The 18,686-nt window shown below is 65.3% G+C and carries 15 protein-coding genes and 2 pseudogenes; 14 read left to right on the forward strand and 3 right to left on the reverse strand.

Annotated elements, in window-relative coordinates:
- The 8 genes and pseudogenes from sucC to JOY90_RS15780 all read left to right on the forward strand — a co-directional run.
- Nucleotides 1-331, forward strand: a pseudogene (sucC, locus tag JOY90_RS15745) (succinate--CoA ligase subunit beta); the annotation flags it as partial.
- 4 nt (nt 332-335) lie between these two features.
- Nucleotides 336-809, forward strand: coding sequence for a DUF1579 family protein (locus JOY90_RS15750; RefSeq protein WP_291692040.1), 474 nt, complete (start codon nt 336-338; stop codon nt 807-809).
- Between the two features lie 44 nt (nt 810-853).
- Nucleotides 854-1,738: a succinate--CoA ligase subunit alpha gene (sucD, locus tag JOY90_RS15755; RefSeq protein WP_291692041.1), complete on the forward strand. Its 885-nt coding sequence runs from the start codon at nt 854-856 to the stop codon at nt 1,736-1,738.
- A 134-nt stretch (nt 1,739-1,872) separates the two neighbouring features.
- On the forward strand, nt 1,873-4,839 hold the full coding sequence (locus JOY90_RS15760) for a 2-oxoglutarate dehydrogenase E1 component (protein ID WP_291692042.1): 2,967 nt from the start codon (nt 1,873-1,875) through the stop codon (nt 4,837-4,839).
- Nucleotides 4,840-4,923: 84 nt separating this feature from the next.
- On the forward strand, nt 4,924-6,177 hold the full coding sequence (odhB, locus tag JOY90_RS15765; protein ID WP_291692043.1) for a 2-oxoglutarate dehydrogenase complex dihydrolipoyllysine-residue succinyltransferase: 1,254 nt from the start codon (nt 4,924-4,926) through the stop codon (nt 6,175-6,177).
- Between the two features lie 51 nt (nt 6,178-6,228).
- A complete protein-coding gene (locus tag JOY90_RS15770) occupies nt 6,229-6,978 on the forward strand; it encodes an SDR family oxidoreductase (RefSeq protein ID WP_291692044.1) in 750 nt (249 codons plus the stop codon).
- 33 nt (nt 6,979-7,011) lie between these two features.
- A complete protein-coding gene (gene lpdA / locus JOY90_RS15775; RefSeq protein WP_291692045.1) occupies nt 7,012-8,412 on the forward strand; it encodes a dihydrolipoyl dehydrogenase in 1,401 nt (466 codons plus the stop codon).
- Between the two features lie 36 nt (nt 8,413-8,448).
- Nucleotides 8,449-8,979 (forward strand): hypothetical protein, encoded by a 531-nt coding sequence (locus JOY90_RS15780; protein WP_291692046.1) that lies wholly within the window; start codon nt 8,449-8,451, stop codon nt 8,977-8,979.
- Between the two features lie 166 nt (nt 8,980-9,145).
- Here JOY90_RS15780 and JOY90_RS15785 read toward each other — a convergent pair whose 3' ends face one another.
- Both JOY90_RS15785 and JOY90_RS15790 read right to left on the reverse strand, forming a co-directional pair.
- Entirely contained in the window at nt 9,146-9,736 is a 591-nt protein-coding gene (locus JOY90_RS15785; RefSeq protein WP_291692047.1) for a DUF4337 domain-containing protein, read from the reverse strand.
- A 158-nt stretch (nt 9,737-9,894) separates the two neighbouring features.
- Nucleotides 9,895-10,866: a tyrosine recombinase XerC gene (locus JOY90_RS15790; protein WP_291692048.1), complete on the reverse strand. Its 972-nt coding sequence runs from the start codon at nt 10,864-10,866 to the stop codon at nt 9,895-9,897.
- Nucleotides 10,867-10,956: 90 nt separating this feature from the next.
- On the opposite strand from JOY90_RS15790, the gene JOY90_RS15795 reads away from it, so the two are divergent.
- A complete protein-coding gene (locus JOY90_RS15795; protein WP_291692049.1) occupies nt 10,957-13,167 on the forward strand; it encodes a primosomal protein N' in 2,211 nt (736 codons plus the stop codon).
- A gap of 131 nt (nt 13,168-13,298) precedes the next feature.
- On the opposite strand, the gene JOY90_RS15800 is transcribed toward JOY90_RS15795, so the two are convergent.
- The gene (locus tag JOY90_RS15800) at nt 13,299-13,811 is read right to left on the reverse strand and encodes a septal ring lytic transglycosylase RlpA family protein (protein WP_291692050.1); all 513 of its coding nucleotides are present in this window, start codon (nt 13,809-13,811) and stop codon (nt 13,299-13,301) included.
- A gap of 642 nt (nt 13,812-14,453) precedes the next feature.
- Between JOY90_RS15800 and JOY90_RS15805 the strand changes: the two genes are divergently transcribed.
- The 5 genes and pseudogenes from JOY90_RS15805 to JOY90_RS15825 all read left to right on the forward strand — a co-directional run.
- Nucleotides 14,454-15,014, forward strand: a complete 561-nt coding sequence (locus JOY90_RS15805; RefSeq protein ID WP_291692051.1) for a F0F1 ATP synthase subunit delta — start codon at nt 14,454-14,456, stop codon at nt 15,012-15,014.
- On the forward strand, nt 15,014-16,543 hold the full coding sequence (atpA, locus tag JOY90_RS15810) for a F0F1 ATP synthase subunit alpha (RefSeq protein ID WP_291692052.1): 1,530 nt from the start codon (nt 15,014-15,016) through the stop codon (nt 16,541-16,543). The genes JOY90_RS15805 and atpA overlap by 1 nt, the downstream gene beginning before the upstream one ends.
- Nucleotides 16,544-16,649: 106 nt before the next feature.
- Nucleotides 16,650-17,528: a F0F1 ATP synthase subunit gamma gene (locus JOY90_RS15815; protein WP_291692053.1), complete on the forward strand. Its 879-nt coding sequence runs from the start codon at nt 16,650-16,652 to the stop codon at nt 17,526-17,528.
- Between the two features lie 12 nt (nt 17,529-17,540).
- On the forward strand, nt 17,541-17,942 hold the full coding sequence (locus JOY90_RS15820) for an organic hydroperoxide resistance protein (RefSeq protein ID WP_291692054.1): 402 nt from the start codon (nt 17,541-17,543) through the stop codon (nt 17,940-17,942).
- A 24-nt stretch (nt 17,943-17,966) separates the two neighbouring features.
- Nucleotides 17,967-18,686 (forward strand): annotated as a pseudogene (locus JOY90_RS15825) (F0F1 ATP synthase subunit beta); the annotation flags it as partial.

An 18,686-nucleotide genomic window follows, 5' to 3' on the forward strand; every position in this document is an offset into this window, starting at 1 on the left:
CGGCCTCGCGCCGGCGAACTTCCTCGACGTCGGCGGCTCGGCGACCAAGGAGCGCGTCACCGCGGCGTTCAAGATCATCACCTCCGATCCGAACGTGAAGGGCATCCTGGTCAACATCTTCGGTGGCATCATGAAGTGCGACGTCATCGCCGAGGGCGTGGTCGCCGCGGTGAAGGAGGTCGGGCTGAAGGTGCCGCTGGTGGTGCGGCTCGAAGGCACCAATGTCGAGCAGGGCAAGCAGATCATCCGCGAGTCCGGGCTCAACGTGCTGCCGGCCGACGATCTCGACGACGCCGCGCAGAAGATCGTGAACGCCGTGAAAGGGAGCTAGCGCCATGCCGGACCATCTTGCCGCGCCCTCGCCGCTGCCGGAGCATCACAAGCTCGCGGCGTTCGCCGGTGAATGGAATGGCGAGGAGATGGTCTACCCCTCGCGCTGGGTCGCGGGCGGGCCGGCGACCTCGCGTGTCACCGCGCGCATGGACCTCAACGGCTTCTACCTGATCCAGGACACGCGCCAGATGCGCGACGGCCAGGAGAGTTTCGCCACCCACGGCCTGTTCACCTATGACCGCGAGGACCGGCTCTACAAACTGTTCTGGCACGATTCGCTCGGCTACTACCCGCCGTCGCCCGCCTCGGGCAGTTGGACCGGCAAGGTGTTGACGCTGGTGCGCGGCTCGCTGCGCGGCAACGCCCGCCACGTCTATGAAGTCGTCGACGACAACACCTACAACTTGAAGATCCAGTTCTCGCCCGACGCCGAAGGCTGGAACGACGTGCTCACCGGCGTCTACCGGCGAATCTAGGCCTACCCTCTCTCTGTGTACCTTCGCGGAAAGCAGCTTCAGATATGTCCATCCTGATCGACAAGAATACAAAAGTCATCTGCCAGGGTTTCACGGGAAAGAACGGCACGTTCCATTCGGAAGCGGCGATCGCCTACGGCACCAGGATGGTCGGCGGCACTTCGCCCGGCAAGGGCGGCTCGACCCATCTCGGCCTGCCGGTGTTCGACACCGTCGCCGAGGCCAAGGCTGCGACCGGCGCCGACGCGTCCGTGATCTACGTGCCGCCGCCGGGCGCAGCTGATGCCATCTGCGAGGCGATCGATGCCGAGATCCCGCTGATCGTCTGCATCACCGAGGGCATCCCGGTGCTCGACATGGTCAGGGTGAAGCGCTCGCTCTCCGGCTCCAAGTCACGGCTGATCGGGCCGAACTGCCCGGGCGTGATGACCGCCGGCGCCTGCAAGATCGGCATCATGCCGGCCAACATCTTCAAGCCCGGCTCGGTCGGCATCGTCTCGCGCTCGGGCACGCTGACCTATGAGGCGGTGTTCCAGACCACCCAGGAAGGGCTCGGCCAGACCACCGCGGTCGGCATCGGCGGCGACCCGGTCAAGGGCACCGAATTCATCGATGTGCTGGAGATGTTCCTGGCCGACGAGCACACCAAATCGATCGTGATGATCGGTGAGATCGGCGGCTCCGCCGAGGAGGACGCTGCGCAGTTCCTCAAGGACGAAGCCAGGCGCGGCCGCAAGAAGCCGATGGTCGGCTTCATCGCCGGCGTCACCGCGCCTCCCGGCCGTCGCATGGGCCATGCCGGCGCGATCATTTCCGGCGGCAAGGGCGATGCCGCCTCCAAGACCGCGGCAATGGAAGCGGCAGGAATCACCGTCTCGCCGTCGCCGGCGCGGCTCGGGCACACGCTTGCCGAAAAATTGAAACCGTAATTCATCACTTGGTTCTTTTAAGCGCGAAGTTTTCGCTTACATAGGGTATGGGTCTTGCAAGACCACGCCGACCCGTTGCGGGATCGGCGTTAGCGCCGTCTGCCACGCGCGAATAAGAAATCCAGGACGCCATCATGTCTCGCCAGGATGCGAACGCCGCTTTTGCCCGCTCCTCCTTTCTGCAGGGCACAAACGCCACCTATATCGACGAAATCTACGCCCGCTACGAGCAGGATCCTGCCTCGGTCGACGGCGAGTGGCAGGAGTTCTTCAAGAGCCTGAAGGACACGCCGGCCGACGTCCGCAAGACTGTCGAGGGGCCGTCCTGGGGCCGCGACAACTGGCCGCTGGTGCCGCAGGATGATCTCACCTCCGCACTCGACGGCAACTGGGCGAGCGTCGAGAAGGTGGTGTCCGGCAAGATCGCCGCCAAGGCCAAGGAAAAGAAGGACAAGGGCGGCGAGGTTTCGGTCGCCGAACTGCATCAGGCGACGCGCGATTCGGTCCGCGCGCTGATGCTGATCCGCGCCTACCGCATGCGCGGGCATTTTCACGCCAAGCTCGATCCGCTCGGCATCGAGGCGCCGCGCAACCGCGAGGAGCTCGACCCGCGCTCCTATGGTTTCGAGGAGAGCGATTTCGACCGCAAGATCTTCCTCGACCACGTGCTCGGCCTCGAATACGGCACGTTGCGCGAGATCGTCGTGATCTGCGAGCGCACCTACTGCCAGACCCTCGGCGTCGAGTTCATGCACATCTCGAATGCGGCGCAGAAGGCCTGGATCCAGGAGCGCATCGAGGGGCCTGACAAGGAGATCAGCTTCACCCCCGAAGGCCGCCGCGCCATCCTCAACAAGCTGATCGAGGCCGAAGGTTTCGAGAAGTTCTGCGACGTCAAATTCACCGGCACCAAGCGCTTCGGCCTCGATGGCGCCGAGTCGCTGATCCCCGCGCTGGAGCAGATCATCAAGCGCGGCGGCAATCTCGGCGTGAAGGAGATCGTGGTCGGCATGCCGCATCGCGGCCGTCTCAACGTGCTGACCCAGGTGATGGCCAAGCCGCACCGCGCGCTGTTCCACGAATTCAAGGGTGGCTCGGCCAATCCGGACGCGGTCGAAGGCTCCGGCGACGTCAAGTATCACCTCGGCGCTTCGTCGGACCGCGAGTTCGACGGCAACCGCATTCATCTGTCGCTCACCGCCAACCCGTCGCACCTGGAGATCGTCGATCCCGTCGTGCTCGGCAAGGTGCGCGCCAAGCAGGACCAGCACGGCGATCCTCCGGACATGCGCATCTCGGTGATGCCGCTTTTGATGCATGGCGACGCGGCGTTCGCAGGCCAGGGCGTGGTGGCCGAGTGCTTCAGCCTCTCCGACCTCAAGGGCTACCGCACCGGCGGCTCGGTGCATTTCATCGTCAACAACCAGATCGGCTTCACCACCTATCCGCGCTACTCGCGTTCCTCGCCTTATCCGTCCGACGTGGCGAAGATGATCGATGCGCCGATCTTTCATGTAAACGGCGACGATCCCGAAGCCGTGGTGTTTGCCGCCAAGGTCGCGACCGAGTTCCGGCAAAAGTTCCACAAGCCGGTGGTCATCGACATGTTCTGCTATCGCCGACACGGCCACAACGAGGGCGACGAGCCGGCTTTTACCCAGCCGGTGATGTACAAGAAGATCGCGGCGCATCCCTCCACGCTGGAGGTCTACGCCAAGCGGTTGATCGCCGACGGCGCGATCACCGAGGGTGAGGTCGAGAAGGCCAAGGCGAACTGGCGGGCGAGGCTCGACACCGAATTCGAGGCCGGCGTCGGCTACAAGCCGAACAAGGCGGACTGGCTCGACGGCAAATGGGCCGGGTTCAAGATCGCCGACCAGGAGGAGGACGCCCGCCGCGGCGTCACCGGGGTCGATGTTGCCAAGCTGAAGGATATCGGCCGCAAGATCACCAGGGTGCCGGCCGGCTTCCGCGCCCACCGCACCATCCAGCGCTTCCTCGACAACCGGGCGAAGGCAATCGAGACCGGTGCCGGCATCGACTGGGCGACCGGCGAGGCGCTGGCGTTCTGCTCGCTGCTGGAGGAAGGTCATCACGTCCGGCTGTCCGGCCAGGACTCCGAGCGCGGCACCTTCTCGCAGCGTCATTCGGTGCTGATCGACCAGGAGGACGAGAGCCGTTACACGCCGTTCAACCATCTCGGCGGCGACCAGGGCCACTACGAGGTCATCAACTCGCTCCTGTCGGAAGAGGCCGTGCTCGGCTTCGAATATGGCTACTCGCTCGCCGAGCCGAATGCGCTTGCGCTCTGGGAGGCGCAGTTCGGCGACTTCGCCAACGGCGCCCAGGTGCTGTTCGATCAGTTCATCTCCTCCGGCGAGCGCAAATGGCTGCGCATGTCGGGCCTCGTCTGCCTGCTGCCGCACGGCTATGAGGGCCAGGGACCGGAGCATTCCTCGGCGCGGCTGGAGCGCTATCTGCAGCTCTGCGCCGAGGACAACATGCAGGTGTGCTATCCGACCACGCCGGCCAATTATTTCCACGTGCTGCGCCGGCAGTTGCATCGCGAGATCAGGAAACCCCTGATCCTGATGACGCCGAAATCGCTGCTGCGCCACAAGCGCGCGGTGTCGCGGCTCGAGGAGCTCGGCAACGGCACGACCTTCCACCGCATCCTCTATGACGACGCGCAGATGCAACCCGACGAGAAGATCAGGCTGGTGCCGGACGACAAGATCCGCCGCATCGTGCTGTGCACGGGCAAGGTCTATTACGATCTTTACGAGGAACGGGAAAAGCGCGGCATCGATGACATCTACCTGATGCGGGTCGAGCAGCTTTATCCAGTGCCGCTGAAAGCGCTGGTGACGGAGCTCTCCCGCTTCAAGGGCGCCGAGGTGGTCTGGTGCCAGGAGGAGCCGCGCAACATGGGCTCCTGGTACTTCATCGAGCCCTATCTCGAATGGGTGCTGAATCAGATCAACGCGCCGCACCGGCGTCCGCGCTACGCGGGGCGCGCCGCCTCGGCGGCGACCGCCACCGGGTTGATGTCGAAGCACCTGGCGCAGCTCAAGGCGCTGCTGGACGACGCGCTGAACTAGGCATTGTTCGGCGGTCATTTCCGCCATCGGCCGCTACCGGCCGGAGGCGGCGATGATCGTACGGTTCATTTGAGGATAGAGACCATGACCGAGATCCGCGTCCCGACGCTGGGCGAATCCGTGACCGAGGCCACCATCGGCCGCTGGTTCAAGAAGGCGGGCGACGCGGTCGCGGTCGACGAGCCGCTGGTGGAGCTGGAGACCGACAAGGTCACGATCGAGGTGCCGGCGCCGTCCGCGGGCGTGCTCGGCGAGATCGCGGCAAAGGACGGCGACACGGTCGCGGTCGGCGCGCTGCTCGGTCAGATCACTGATGGTGCGGCCGCCAAGCCGGCGCCCGCTGCTGCTCCCGCGGCCAAACCGACCGCCACCGCGGCGCCGCCGTCGCCAGCGCCGGCCACCCCCGCTCCCGCCGCGCCAAAGGCGCCGCCGGCCGATGCGCCGCTGGCACCTTCGGTGCGCAAATTGTCGACCGAGAGCGGCATCGACGTCACCACCGTGCCGGGCTCCGGCAAGGATGGCCGCGTCACCAAGGGCGACATGCTGGCGGCAATCGAGCGCGCCGCCGCTGCGCCCACGCCCGTGCCGCAGCCGGCCGCGCCGTTGCAGGTGCGGGCGCCGTCGCCGGCCGATGACGCCGCGCGCGAGGAGCGGGTGAAGATGACGCGGCTGCGCCAGACCATCGCGCGGCGGCTCAAGGACGTGCAGAACACCGCGGCGATGCTGACGACCTTCAACGAGGTCGACATGACCCACGTCATGGCGCTGCGCTCGCAATACAAGGACGTGTTCGAGAAGAAGCACGGCGTCAAGCTCGGCTTCATGGGCTTCTTCACCAAGGCCTGCGTGCAGGCGCTGAAGGACATCCCCGCCGTCAATGCCGAGATCGACGGCACCGACCTGATCTACAAGAACTACTATCACGTCGGCATCGCCGTCGGCACCGACAAGGGCCTGGTGGTGCCGGTGGTGCGCGACTGCGACCACAAGTCGATCGCCGATATCGAGAAGGGAATCGCCGATTTTGGCCGCCGCGCCCGCGACGGCCAGCTCAAGATCGAGGAGATGCAGGGCGGCACCTTCACCATCACCAATGGCGGCATCTACGGTTCGCTGATGTCGACGCCGATCCTGAACGCGCCGCAGTCCGGCATTCTCGGCATGCACAAGATCCAGGAGCGGCCGATGGTGGTCGGCGGCAAGATCGAGGCCCGCCCCATGATGTATCTGGCGCTGTCCTATGATCACCGCGTCATCGACGGCAGAGAGGCGGTGACCTTCCTGGTGCGGGTGAAGGAGAGCCTGGAGGACCCGGCGCGGCTGGTACTGGATCTGTGAGCGAGCCGGGAACACAGGCCAGCCGCACGCGTCGGATCATCGGGGGCAAATGTGACCGATAAAGTCGTTGTCATCACCGGCGGCAGCCGCGGCATTGGCCGCGCCACCGCGCTTGCTGCCGCGGGCCGCGGCTACCGCGTCGTCGTCGGCTATGCCAGCAACAAGGCGGCGGCGGACGAGGTCGTTGCCGCGATCGAGGCCAGGAACGGCAAGGCGATCGCGGTGAAATGCGACGTCGCCGAGGAGAGCGATATCCTCAAGCTATTCGAAGCCGCCGACAAGTTCGGCACGCTCGGCGCGCTGGTCAACAATGGCGGCATCGTCGGCAGGAGCGGGGTGCGGGTCGACGAGATGTCGGCCGAGCGCATCCAGCGGGTGATGGCGGTGAACGTCACCGGCAGCATCCTGTGTGCCCGTGAGGCGGTGAAGCGGATGTCGACGAGGCATGGCGGCAAGGGCGGCGTCATCGTCAATTTGTCGTCGATCGCCGCCAAGCTCGGCTCGCCCAATACCTATGTCGATTACGCCGCTTCCAAGGGCGCGATCGATTCCTTCACGCTCGGGCTCGGTCTCGAGGTCGCCAACGAAGGCATCCGCGTTGCCGGTATCCGGCCGGGACTGATCGATACCGAGATTCACGCGTCCGGCGGCGAGCCGGATCGCGCGCATCGGCTGGCGCCGATGGTGCCGATGAAGCGGATCGGGCAGGCCGAGGAAATCGCCAATGCCATCATCTGGCTGATGTCGGACGAAGCCTCCTACGTGACCAGCGCCACTCTCGACGTGACGGGTGGACGCTAACGCTTGTCATATTGATCATTTACAGGGTTTTTAATGGCTACTTACGATCTCGTCGTCATCGGCACCGGTCCCGGCGGCTATGTCTGTGCGATCCGCGCGGCGCAACTCGGCATGAAGGTCGCGGTCGTCGAGAAGAACGCGACCCTCGGCGGCACCTGTCTCAACATCGGCTGCATGCCGTCGAAGGCGCTGCTGCACGCCTCCGAGATGTTCGAGGAGGCCGCGCACTCCTTCGCCAAGATGGGCGTCAGCGTGCCGCCGCCGAAGCTCGATCTGCCGGCGATGATGAAGTTCAAGCAGCAGGGCATCGACGGCAACGTCAAGGGTGTCGAGTTCCTGATGAAGAAGAACAAGATCGACGTCATCCCGGGCAAGGGCAGGATCCTCGGCGCCGGCAAGGTCGAGGTGACCGGCAATCCCAGCTCGCAGATCGTCGAGACCAGGAACATCGTGATCGCCACCGGCTCCGACATCGCGCGGCTGCGGGGCATCGACATCGACGAGAAGCGCATCGTGTCGTCGACCGGCGCGCTGTCGCTGGAGAAGGTCCCCGGGAAGCTGCTGATCGTCGGCGCCGGCGTGATCGGGCTCGAACTCGGCTCGGTGTGGCACCGGCTTGGCGCCGAGGTCACCGTGGTCGAATTCCTCGACCGTATCCTGCCGGGAATGGATGGCGAAATCGCACGGCAGTTTCAGCGCATCCTGGAAAAGCAGGGTTTCAAGTTCAAGCTCGGCGCCAAGGTCACCAGCGTGGATACGTCCGGCGCCGTGCTCGCCGCCAAGGTCGAGCCGGCGGCCGGCGGCGCGCAGGAGACGCTGGAAGCCGACGTCGCGCTCGTCTGCATCGGCCGCGTGCCCTTTACCGAAGGTCTCGGCCTGCAGGAGGCGGGCGTGGCGATGGATAATCGCGGCCGCGTGCAGATCAACGAGCATTTCGAAACCAATGTGAAAGGGATCTATGCCATCGGTGACGTGGTGGCCGGACCCATGCTCGCGCACAAGGCCGAGGACGAGGGCGTGGCCTGCGCGGAGATCCTCGTTGGTCAGGCCGGTCACGTGAACTACGACGTGATTCCAGGTGTTGTGTATACCACGCCGGAGGTTTCCGCCGTCGGCAAGACCGAGGAGGAGCTGAAGCAGGCCGGCATAGCTTACACCGTCGGTAAGTTTCCGTTTACCGCCAACGGCCGCTCGAAGGTCAACCAGACCACTGACGGTTTCGTCAAGGTTCTCGCAGATGCGAAGACGGATCGGCTGCTGGGCGTGCACATCATCGGCATCGAAGCCGGCGAGATGATTCACGAAGCCGCCGTCTTGATGGAATTTGGTGGTTCGGCCGAGGATCTCGCACGCACCTGTCATGCCCATCCGACCCGGTCAGAGGCCATCAAGGAAGCCGCGCTTGCGGTCGGCAAACGCGCCATCCATATGTGACCGACGCCCTGCTCGTGCCGGGCAGGGACATTGTTGATGCTGCGCCGCCTCCTTCAACCCGTCTGGGTGCTGCTCGCGATCATCTTCCTGATCGAGGCTTGGCTGTGGGATCGCCTCGAGCCGATCGTGGCCGCGGTGGTGGCGGCGATTCCACTGCACACGTTCAAGCGATGGCTCGGCGAGCGCATCGACACGCTGTCGCCGGCGATGACGCTGATCGTGTTCGTCGTGCCGATCATCCCGCTGTTTCCGCTTAAGCTGGTCGGCGTCTGGCTGCTCATGCACGAGCACTGGATGAGCGCCGTGTTCACCATCATGTTCGCCAAGATGCTCGGCGTCGGCGTCACCGCTTTCATCTTCGACGTGACGCGGCCGAAGCTGATGGAGATGGGCTGGTTCGTGAAGCTCTACCGCTTCGTCATGATGCTGCGCGCCAAGGCCAAGGAAATCGTCGATCCCGTGAAAGCGCGCATCATGGAGATCATCAGCGGCGGCGGTGAGGGCTGGTCCGCGCGCACGCTGCGGCTGATCCTGCGCTTCCGCAAGAGCGTCCGCGCGGCGCGGTAGCCGCAGTGCGTAGCTGCGTAGGGTGGGCTAAGGCGCGCAAGCGCCGTGCCCACCGTTTATCGACACTATCGTTCCGAAATGGTGGGCACGCTTCTATCTTTGCGTGGCGGGCTTTCGTGCACACTGACGATTAGCCCACCCTACCACACGGCGCTTGGGGCTGCGCTCAATGCAGCGGCAACAGATGCGGCTCGAACACGCCGAGCACCGTCATGGCGATGCCGACCAGGGTGAGCACGCCGGAAACCCAGGCGAGCCAGATCATCCCGGTGATGATGGTTGCCGACGCCAGCACGATGCCGATCTGAAACGCCGCCGAGGCCAGCTCGTAGTGGTGATACTTGATGGTCGCGAGCGCCTGCTCCTCCTCGGCGTGCCTGGCGCGTTCGGAGAGCTGCTCGCTTCCTTCGCCGGTCTCCGGCTCGCTGCGATAGCGCTGCGCGGTCTTCTGCCAGTCGTCGATCTGCTTCTGCACGGCGGCCTTGGCGGCATCATCGCTCGTCGTGGCCAAGCCGAGCTTGGCCTGCTCGGCCGCGGTCTGCACCGTGGTGCGGCGGATGGTCTTGGCCTGGAAGAAGGCCCAGAGGTTCGAGGCCTCGACATTCTTGCTGATCGATTCGGTCTGCGCGCCCTTGCCCAGCGTCTCCGACAATGCCAGGCACAACGCGATCACCGCGATCAGAAGTGCGATCTTCTTGTTCTCGCCGGACGCATGCTCGGCGTGCTCGGCATGCTCCATGCTCTCATGGGCGCTCATCTTGGTCTCCCCTCCTGCTGTCCCTGCGGCACGATTGCCGGAACGGGATGCCCGGTGCAAGAGCCAAACCGATGTGACGGGAGGATGTCGGCCTAGAGCGTTTTCGAGCGAAGTGGATACCGGTTCGCGTGAAGAAAACGCGTCAAAACAAAAAGAAGCTAGCCGCGCGGATGCGCGCTGCGGTAGACCTCGAGCAGCCGTTCGGTGTCGATGCCGGTGTAGACCTGCGTGGTCGAGAGCGAGGCATGGCCGAGCAGTTCCTGGATCGCGCGCAGATCGCCGCCGCGGGACAACAGGTGCGTCGCGAAGGAGTGCCGCAGGGCATGGGGGGTGGCGCTGTCGGGCAGGCCCAGCGCGCCGCGCAGCCGCGCCATGGTGAGCTGGATGATGCGCGGGCTCAACGGGGCGCCGCGGGCGCCGACGAAGATCGGCCGCTCCGGCATGAGCTGGTGCGGGCACAGCGCGGCATAGTCCGCGATCAGGCCGAGCACGTTCTGCAGCACCGGCACCATGCGGGTCTTGTTGCCCTTGCCGGTGACGATCAGCACGTCGCCTTCGCCGGGCTTCGGCACGTCGCGCCGTTTCAGTCCCAGCGCCTCCGAGATGCGCAGGCCCGAGCCATAGAGCAGCGCCATCACGGCGGCGTCGCGCACCAGGACCCAGGTCTCGCGGGTCTCGCCGGCGCGCTCGTCGGCGTCGGCGAGACGCTTGGCCGACACGATCTGCAGCGGCTTTGGCAGGCTCTTGCCGATCTTGGGGGCCCTGATCGCCGCCAGCGCCCCGACGCGGCCCTTGCCTTCGCGTTCGAGAAAGCGCCCGAACGAGCGCAGGCCCGCGAGCGTCCGCATCAGCGAACGGCCGGCGATGTCGTCCGCCCGCCGCATCGCCATGAAGGCGCGGACATCGGTGGCTTCGAGTTTGGCGAAATGCGACAGCGTGACGCGCTCGCCCCAGTGCCCGCAGAGGAAGTCGAGGCATTGCCTCAGGTCGCGGGCATAGGCTTCCAGCGTCTTCGGCGACAGCCTGCGCTCGGCGCGGAGATGCGTCAGCCAGCGCGTCATCTCGGATGCGATGGTGGCGTCGGCGCTGGTGAGCTCGACCGGTTCGATTTCGGGGGCAGGTCTGGCCATATCGGATCTGTTGTTTGATTCGCCACTATATCGCACCGCCTTCGTTTACCGTTCGCTAACTCTGCCGCTTCGCGCTACTTTGACGACGCCATGGACCATGCCCTGCGCGCGAGCTCTTCGTCATCCGCATCGACCCGCGTGGTCGATGTGCTGGTGCCGGTCGCGCTCGACCAGACCTATTCCTACCGCGTGCCGCGGGGCATGGAACTCGAGCCCGGCGATGTCATCGGCGTGCCGCTCGGTCCCCGCGAGGTGCTGGCGGTGGTGTGGGCCGAGAATGCCAAGCCCGACCCGCGGCTGCACAATCGCCTGAAGGACGTCATCGAGAAGCTCGACGTGCCGCCGCTCAGGACCGAGCTGCGCAGCCTGGTCGACTGGGTCGCCAACTACACGCTTTCCGCGCGCGGCATGGTGCTGCGGATGGCGCTGCGGATGGGCGAGCAACTCGGCCCGGAGCGGGTGCGCCTCGGCGTCCGTCTGACCGGCGCGGTGCCGGCGCGGCTGACTCCGGCGCGGCGGCGCGTCATCGCGGTCCTGTCCGACCGGCTGCTGCATGGCAAGTCGGAAGCGGCGAAGGAGGCCGGCGTCTCGACGGGCGTGATCGACGGCCTGGTGGACGAAGGAACGCTGACCGTGGAGGCCATGCCGCGCGCGCTGCCGCCGCCGCCTCCGGACCCGTCCTATGGACAGCCGGAATTCTCGCGGCAGCAGCGGCCCGCGGTCGACGCCATGCGGGCGCTCGCCGCCAACGGCACTTTCCATGTTGCGCTGCTCGACGGCGTCACCGGTTCGGGCAAGACCGAGGTCTATTTCGAGGCGGTCGCCGAAACCATCCGCCGCGGCCGGCAATCGCTGATCCTGATGCCGGAGATCGCGCTGACCGGCCAGTTCCTCGACCGCTTCGCGCAGCGTTTCGGCGTGCGGCCCCTGGAGTGGCATTCCGAACTGACCCCGCGCACCCGGCAGCGCAACTGGGCCGCCATCGCGGCGGGCGAGGCGCCGGTCGTGGTCGGCGCGCGCTCGGCGCTGTTCTTGCCCTACGCGCATCTTGGCCTGATCGTGGTCGACGAGGAGCACGACCAGGCCTACAAGCAGGATGACGGCGTGCATTATCACGCGCGCGACATGGCGGTGGTGCGCGCGCATATCGCGAAAATCCCGATCGTGCTGGCGTCAGCCACGCCGTCGGTCGAGACCGAGGTCAACGCGCGCAAGGGCCGTTACCAGCGCGTGGCGCTGCCGCAGCGCTTCGGCGGCCAGCACATGCCCCACATCGAGGCGATCGATCTGAGGCGCGAGGCGCCGCCGCGCGGCCGCTTCATCTCGCCGCTTCTGGCGGGCGAGATCAAGACCGCGGTGGAACGGCGCGAGCAGGCGCTGTTGTTCCTCAATCGCCGCGGCTATGCGCCGTTGACGCTGTGCCGCGCCTGCGGCCATCGCTTCGCCTGCACCGTCTGCGACGCCTGGCTGGTCGATCATCGCTTTCGCCAGCGGCTGGTCTGCCATCACTGCGGCTTCTCGATGCCGCGGCCACCCGCCTGTCCGCATTGCGCGGCGGAGCAGTCGCTGGTCGCGGTCGGGCCCGGCGTCGAACGGCTGCAGGAGGAGGCGGCGGCGCTGTTTCCGGAGGCGCGCACCATGGTGCTGTCGAGCGACCTCATCACCTCGATCGAGACCATGCGCAGCGAGTTGCACGAGATCGCCGAGGGCCGGGTGGACATCATCATCGGCACCCAGCTGGTCGCAAAGGGCCATCACTTTCCACGGCTCAACCTGGTCGGCGTCATCGATGCCGATCTCGGCCTCGGCAATGGCGATCCGCGCGCCGCCGAGCGCACCTGGCAATTGCTGAACCAGGTGATCGGCCGCTCCGGCCGCGACCAGGGCCGCGGCATTGGCTATCTGCAGACCCACCAGCCCGAGCATCCCGTGATGAAGGCGCTGATCGCCTGCGACCGCGAGGCGTTCTATGCCAACGAGATCGAGGCGCGCGAGCGCACGGGCTATCCGCCGTTCGGACGGCTTGCAAGCCTGATCGTTTCCGCCGGCGACCGGCCTACCGCGGAAGGCTATGCTCGCAGGCTCGCCGCCACGGCGCCCCGCGAGGAGCGCGTGCAGGTGCTGGGGCCGACCGAGGCGCCGCTCGCGGTGATCAAGGGCCGCTACCGCTTCCGCCTGCTGTTGAAGTCCGCGCGCGGCTTCGACCTGTCGGATTATCTGCGGCATTGGCTGGCCAACGGCCCCAAGACCAAGGGCAATCTCAAGCTCGAGGTCGATATCGATCCGCAGAGCTTTTTGTAAGGGACGGCAGCGCGGCATCAAAAAGCCCGCCATCCCCCAAGAGAGCGGGCTGTTTTGGCGCGCATGCAAGACCGATGCGTCGGTTGACGAACGCAAGAGTGCAGGCGAGCCGTTTTTTCAGATCAGAGTTGTCAGGAGACGACTTCGGCCGTGACGCGAGCAACGCCGCCGATGCCGATGGCGCGGGCTGCGCCCTTGGAGAGATCGAGCACCCGGCCGCGCACGAACGGGCCGCGGTCGTTGACGGTGACGACCACACTGCGATCGCCATGGGTCACCCGAAGCCTGGTGCCGAAGGGCAGCGAGCGGTGGGCGCAGGTCATGGCGTTCTGGTTGAAGCGCGCGCCCGAGGCCGTCCGGCTGCCGGACTCGTTGCCATAGAACGAGGCGACGCCCGAGAAGCTGCGGCCAGTGGACGCCATTGCGTTGCGCCAGGAGCCGCCCGGGGCGCCCCAGGACGATCCGTTGGAGGCGTCGCTCAGCACCTCGGAGTGGTGGTGATGGTGCCGGTAGTGATGGTGGTGGTGCCTGGATTTCGCCGAAGCCTCGGTGGCGGTGCCGACCAGGATCGTGGCGGCAAAGACCGCAGCCACCGTACATGAGCGGGCTCCGGTTCCCGCTGTCGCGTTATGGAATGCATGCATACAATCAGTCCCTAAGGTGAGTATTGCCACATAAGTGGCAAGTGGAACCCCCGCTCCATTTCGAGGAGAGCGCCGTTTCGTTTCACAATGCGGCACGAATTTGGCAGTAAAACCCGCAAATCTGCGGCTGAAACATCTTGTTACCGCGACGCGATAATCCTCCGATGTTCCGTAATCTTAGAGTTTAACGTTTGATTAACCATTATAATTCTTACGAATACTGTATTGGCAAGTCATCGAGGATTGTATGCAGTTCTGCTCAAGTATTGCGTGCTGTCCTCGATTCCGGCCCTTTCTGCGTGAGCCTCAAGGCGCCATGCAAAAATGGATGGAACTCCTCGTCCTCCCAACGCCGGGAAAGACCTTGCTCGCGAGGTACCGAGGTAGAGATGCGGTTTGCAGGAGTGCCGGTGCTGCCGGCCCGACTGGGGTCCGTGGTGATGGCGCACGCCATCACGCGGTCGTGTTGCACCTGCGCGCCCGCTATGTTAGCTAAGCCTCGATTTTTTCAGCATCGGTCACGTCCCGTACCGGTCGAAAATCGAAGTCCCGCTTGAATTCCAAGGGCTTGGATCGCTAGGCGCCGCTTCCCGTGGCGACGGTTTTTCCCTTGCGGATTTGACAGCTATAAAGAGCTAGGTTGTGGCTGCAGAAGACCCGTCTGTCTCCGGAGTATCCGGCCGTTATGCGACGGCCCTGTTCGAATTGGCCCGCGATGAGAAATCCGTCGATGCGGTCAAAGCCGATCTCGACAAGTTCCATCAGCTGCTGACCGAGAGCGATGACCTGAGACGGCTGGTGCGCAGCCCGGTGTTCTCGGCCGATACGCAGGCCAAGGCGCTGGCAGCCGTGCTGGAGAAGGCCGAAATATCGGGCATCGCCGCCAACTTCCTGAAGGTGCTCACCGCCAACCGTCGTCTGTTCGCGGTCGCCGACGTGATCCGCGCCTTCAGCGCGCTGGTGGCGAAGTTCAGGGGCGAGGCCAGCGCCGACGTCACGGTGGCCGAAGCCCTCAGTGACAAGAATCTCGACGCCTTGAAGGACGCGCTGAAGGCGGTGACCGGCAAGGACGTTGCGCTCAATGTGAAGGTCGATCCATCGATCATCGGCGGGCTCGTGGTCAAGCTCGGCAGCCGCATGGTCGACAGCTCGCTCCGCACCAAACTCAATTCGATCAAGCACGCGATGAAAGAGGCAGGCTGATGGACATCCGCGCCGCGGAGATTTCCGCGATCCTGAAAGAGCAGATCAAGAATTTCGGCCAGGAAGCCGAGGTTTCTGAAGTCGGGCAGGTGCTGTCCGTCGGCGACGGCATCGCGCGCGTCTATGGTCTCGACAATGTTCAGGCCGGCGAGATGGTCGAATTCGAGAACGGCACGCGCGGCATGGCGCTCAATCTCGAGACCGACAATGTCGGTATCGTGATCTTCGGTGCCGACCGCGAGATCAAGGAAGGCCAGACCGTCAAGCGCACCCGCGCGATCGTCGATACGCCGGTCGGCAAGGGCCTGCTCGGCCGCGTGGTCGATGCGCTCGGCAACCCGATCGACGGCAAGGGCCCGATCCAGTCGACCGAGCGCCGTCGCGTCGACGTCAAGGCGCCCGGCATCATTCCGCGCAAGTCGGTGAACGAGCCGATGGCGACCGGGTTGAAGGCGATCGACGCCCTGATCCCGATCGGCCGCGGCCAGCGTGAGCTGATCATCGGCGACCGCCAGACCGGCAAGACCGCGATCGCGCTCGATGCGATCCTGAACCAGAAGCCGCTGAATGCCACCGGCGACGAGAAGATCAAGCTCTATTGCGTCTATGTCGCGATCGGCCAGAAGCGGTCGACGGTGGCGCAGTTCGTCAAGGTGCTGGAAGAGCAGGGCGCGCTGGAATACTCGATCGTGGTCGCCGCGACCGCTTCCGACCCGGCGCCGATGCAGTACATCGCGCCGTTCACCGGCTGCACCATGGGCGAATATTTCCGCGACAACGGCATGCATGCCGTGATCATCTATGACGACCTGTCCAAGCAGGCCGTCGCCTACCGCCAGATGTCGCTGCTGCTGCGCCGCCCGCCGGGCCGCGAAGCCTATCCTGGCGACGTGTTCTACCTGCATTCGCGCCTGCTGGAGCGCGCCGCGAAGCTCAACGACGACAACGGCTCCGGCTCGCTCACCGCGCTCCCCGTCATCGAGACCCAGGCCAACGACGTGTCGGCCTACATCCCGACCAACGTCATCTCGATCACCGACGGCCAGATCTTCCTGGAGACCGACCTGTTCTTCCAGGGCATCCGCCCCGCGGTGAATGTCGGCCTGTCGGTGTCGCGGGTCGGCTCGTCGGCGCAGACCAAGGCCACCAAGAAGGTCGCCGGCAAGATCAAGGGCGAGCTCGCACAGTACCGCGAGATGGCCGCGTTCGCGCAGTTCGGCAGCGACCTCGATGCCACGACCCAGCGCCTGCTCAACCGTGGCGCCCGGCTGACCGAGCTTCTGAAGCAGGACCAGTTCTCGCCGATGAAGATGGAAGAGCAGGTCTGCGTGATCTGGGCCGGCACCAACGGCTATCTCGATCCGCTGCCGGTCAACAAGGTGAAGGCGTTCGAGGACGGACTGTTGTCGCTGCTGCGCGGCAAGAACGCCGACCTCCTCAACGCCATCCGCGATAGTCGCGATCTGTCCGACGACACGGCGGCCAAGCTGAAGTCGGTGGTCGAGGGCTACGCCAAGACGTTTTCATAAGGCCTTGCCGGGGGCGAAACCCGCTCCTCGTCGCCTCCTTCGCGGAGAGGTGGGGAGCGGGCGAGGCGCAGATCGGGGCTGTTCATAGAGGATTGAGTCTGCCGCAATGGCGTCACTGAAAGACATGCGGGTCCGTATCGCCTCCACCAGGGCGACGCAGAAGATCACCAAGGCCATGCAGATGGTGGCGGCCTCCAAGCTGCGCCGCGCGCAGATGGCGGCCGAGGCCGCGCGGCCCTATGCCGAGAAGATGGATGCGGTGATCTCCAACATCGCGTCCGCCGCGGCGAGCTCGCCCGGCGCACCGGTGCTGCTCACCGGCACCGGCCAGGACCAGGTGCATCTGCTGCTCGTCTGCACCGGCGAGCGCGGCCTGTCCGGCGCATTCAACTCCTCCATCGTGCGGCTCGCCCGCGAACGCGCGCTGTCCCTGATGGGCCAGGGCAAGGAGGTGAAGTTCTTCTGCGTCGGCCGCAAGGGCTACGAGCAGCTCCGCCGCCAGTTCGAGAAGCAGATCGTCGAGCACACGGACCTGCGCGGGGTGCGGCAGCTCGGCTTCATCAATGCCGAGGACATCGCCAAGAAGGTGATCGCCCGTTTCGAAGCCGGCGAGTTCGATGTCTGCACTCTGTTCTATTCCCGCTTCAGGTCGGTGATCGCGCAGATTCCGACCGCGCAGCAGGTCATTCCGCTGGAGGTGGCCGCGCCGGCCGCCAGTGCCGGCCCGACGACCTCCTATGAATACGAGCCGGAGGAGGATGAAATCCTCACCGGGTTGTTGCCGCGCAACCTTGCGGTCCAGATCTTCCGCGCGCTGCTCGAGAACAACGCCTCGTTCTACGGCGCGCAGATGACGGCGATGGACAACGCCACCCGCAATGCCGGCGAGATGATCCGCAAGCAGACCCTGATCTACAACCGCACTCGGCAGGCGATGATCACGAAGGAGCTGATCGAGATCATCTCCGGTGCCGAGGCCGTCTAATAGGAGGACGCGATGGCATATTCGACCTCGGCTACCACCAAGGGCGGACGCAACGGCCGGGCGATGCTCGACAATGGCGGGCTCGCGCTCGCGATGGCGCTGCCGAAGGAGCTCGGCGGCGCCGGCGACGGCCACAATCCGGAGCAGCTGTTCGCGATCGGCTATTCCGCGTGCTTCGGCCAGGCCATCCTGGTGCTGGCCAAGAAGCACGACGTCGACGGCCAGGCCGCCAAGGTCACGGCCGACGTCAAGCTCAACACCGACGGCGGCTTCTCGCTCGAGGTCGAATTGAAGGTTTCCGTTCCCGGCGCCGACAAGGCCAAGGTCCAGGCGCTGATGGAGGAAGCCCACACCATTTGCCCGTACTCGAAGGCAACCAAAGGCAATATCCCGGTCAAGCTGACCGCGGTCTAATTTTCGAACGAGGAGAGAGAGTAGATGGCCACAGCAGCCAACCAGGTCGGTCGCGTCACCCAGGTGATGGGCGCCGTCGTCGACGTGCAGTTCGAAGGTCACCTGCCGGCAATTCTCAATTCGCTGGAAACCAAGAATGCCGGCAACCGCCTGGTGCTGGAGGTCGCGCAGCATCTCGGCGAATCGACCGTGCGCACCATCGCGATGGACGCGACCGAAGGCCTGGTTCGCGGCCAGGAGGTTACCGACACGGGCTTGCCGATCGCGGTCCCTGTCGGCGACGGCACGCTCGGCCGTATCATGAACGTGGTCGGTGAGCCCGTCGACGAAGCCGGCCCGATCAAGGCTACGGAGACCCGCGCGATCCACCAGCCCGCCCCTGAATACACCGAACAGTCGACGGAAGCCGAGATTCTGATCACCGGCATCAAGGTCGTCGATCTGCTGGCGCCCTATGCCAAGGGCGGCAAGGTCGGCCTGTTCGGCGGCGCCGGCGTCGGCAAGACCGTGCTGATTCAGGAATTGATCAACAACGTCGCCAAGGCGCACGGCGGCTACTCGGTGTTCGCCGGCGTCGGCGAGCGGACCCGCGAAGGCAACGACCTCTATCACGAGTTCATCGAATCCAAGGTCAACGCCGACCCGCATCATCCCGATCCGAACGTGAAATCGAAATGTGCGCTGGTGTACGGCCAGATGAACGAGCCGCCGGGCGCGCGTGCCCGTGTCGGCCTGAGCGGACTG

Origin of the sequence: Bradyrhizobium sp. (genome assembly GCF_019242285.1) — a bacterium.
Classification (GTDB): Bacteria; Pseudomonadota; Alphaproteobacteria; order Rhizobiales; family Xanthobacteraceae; genus Bradyrhizobium.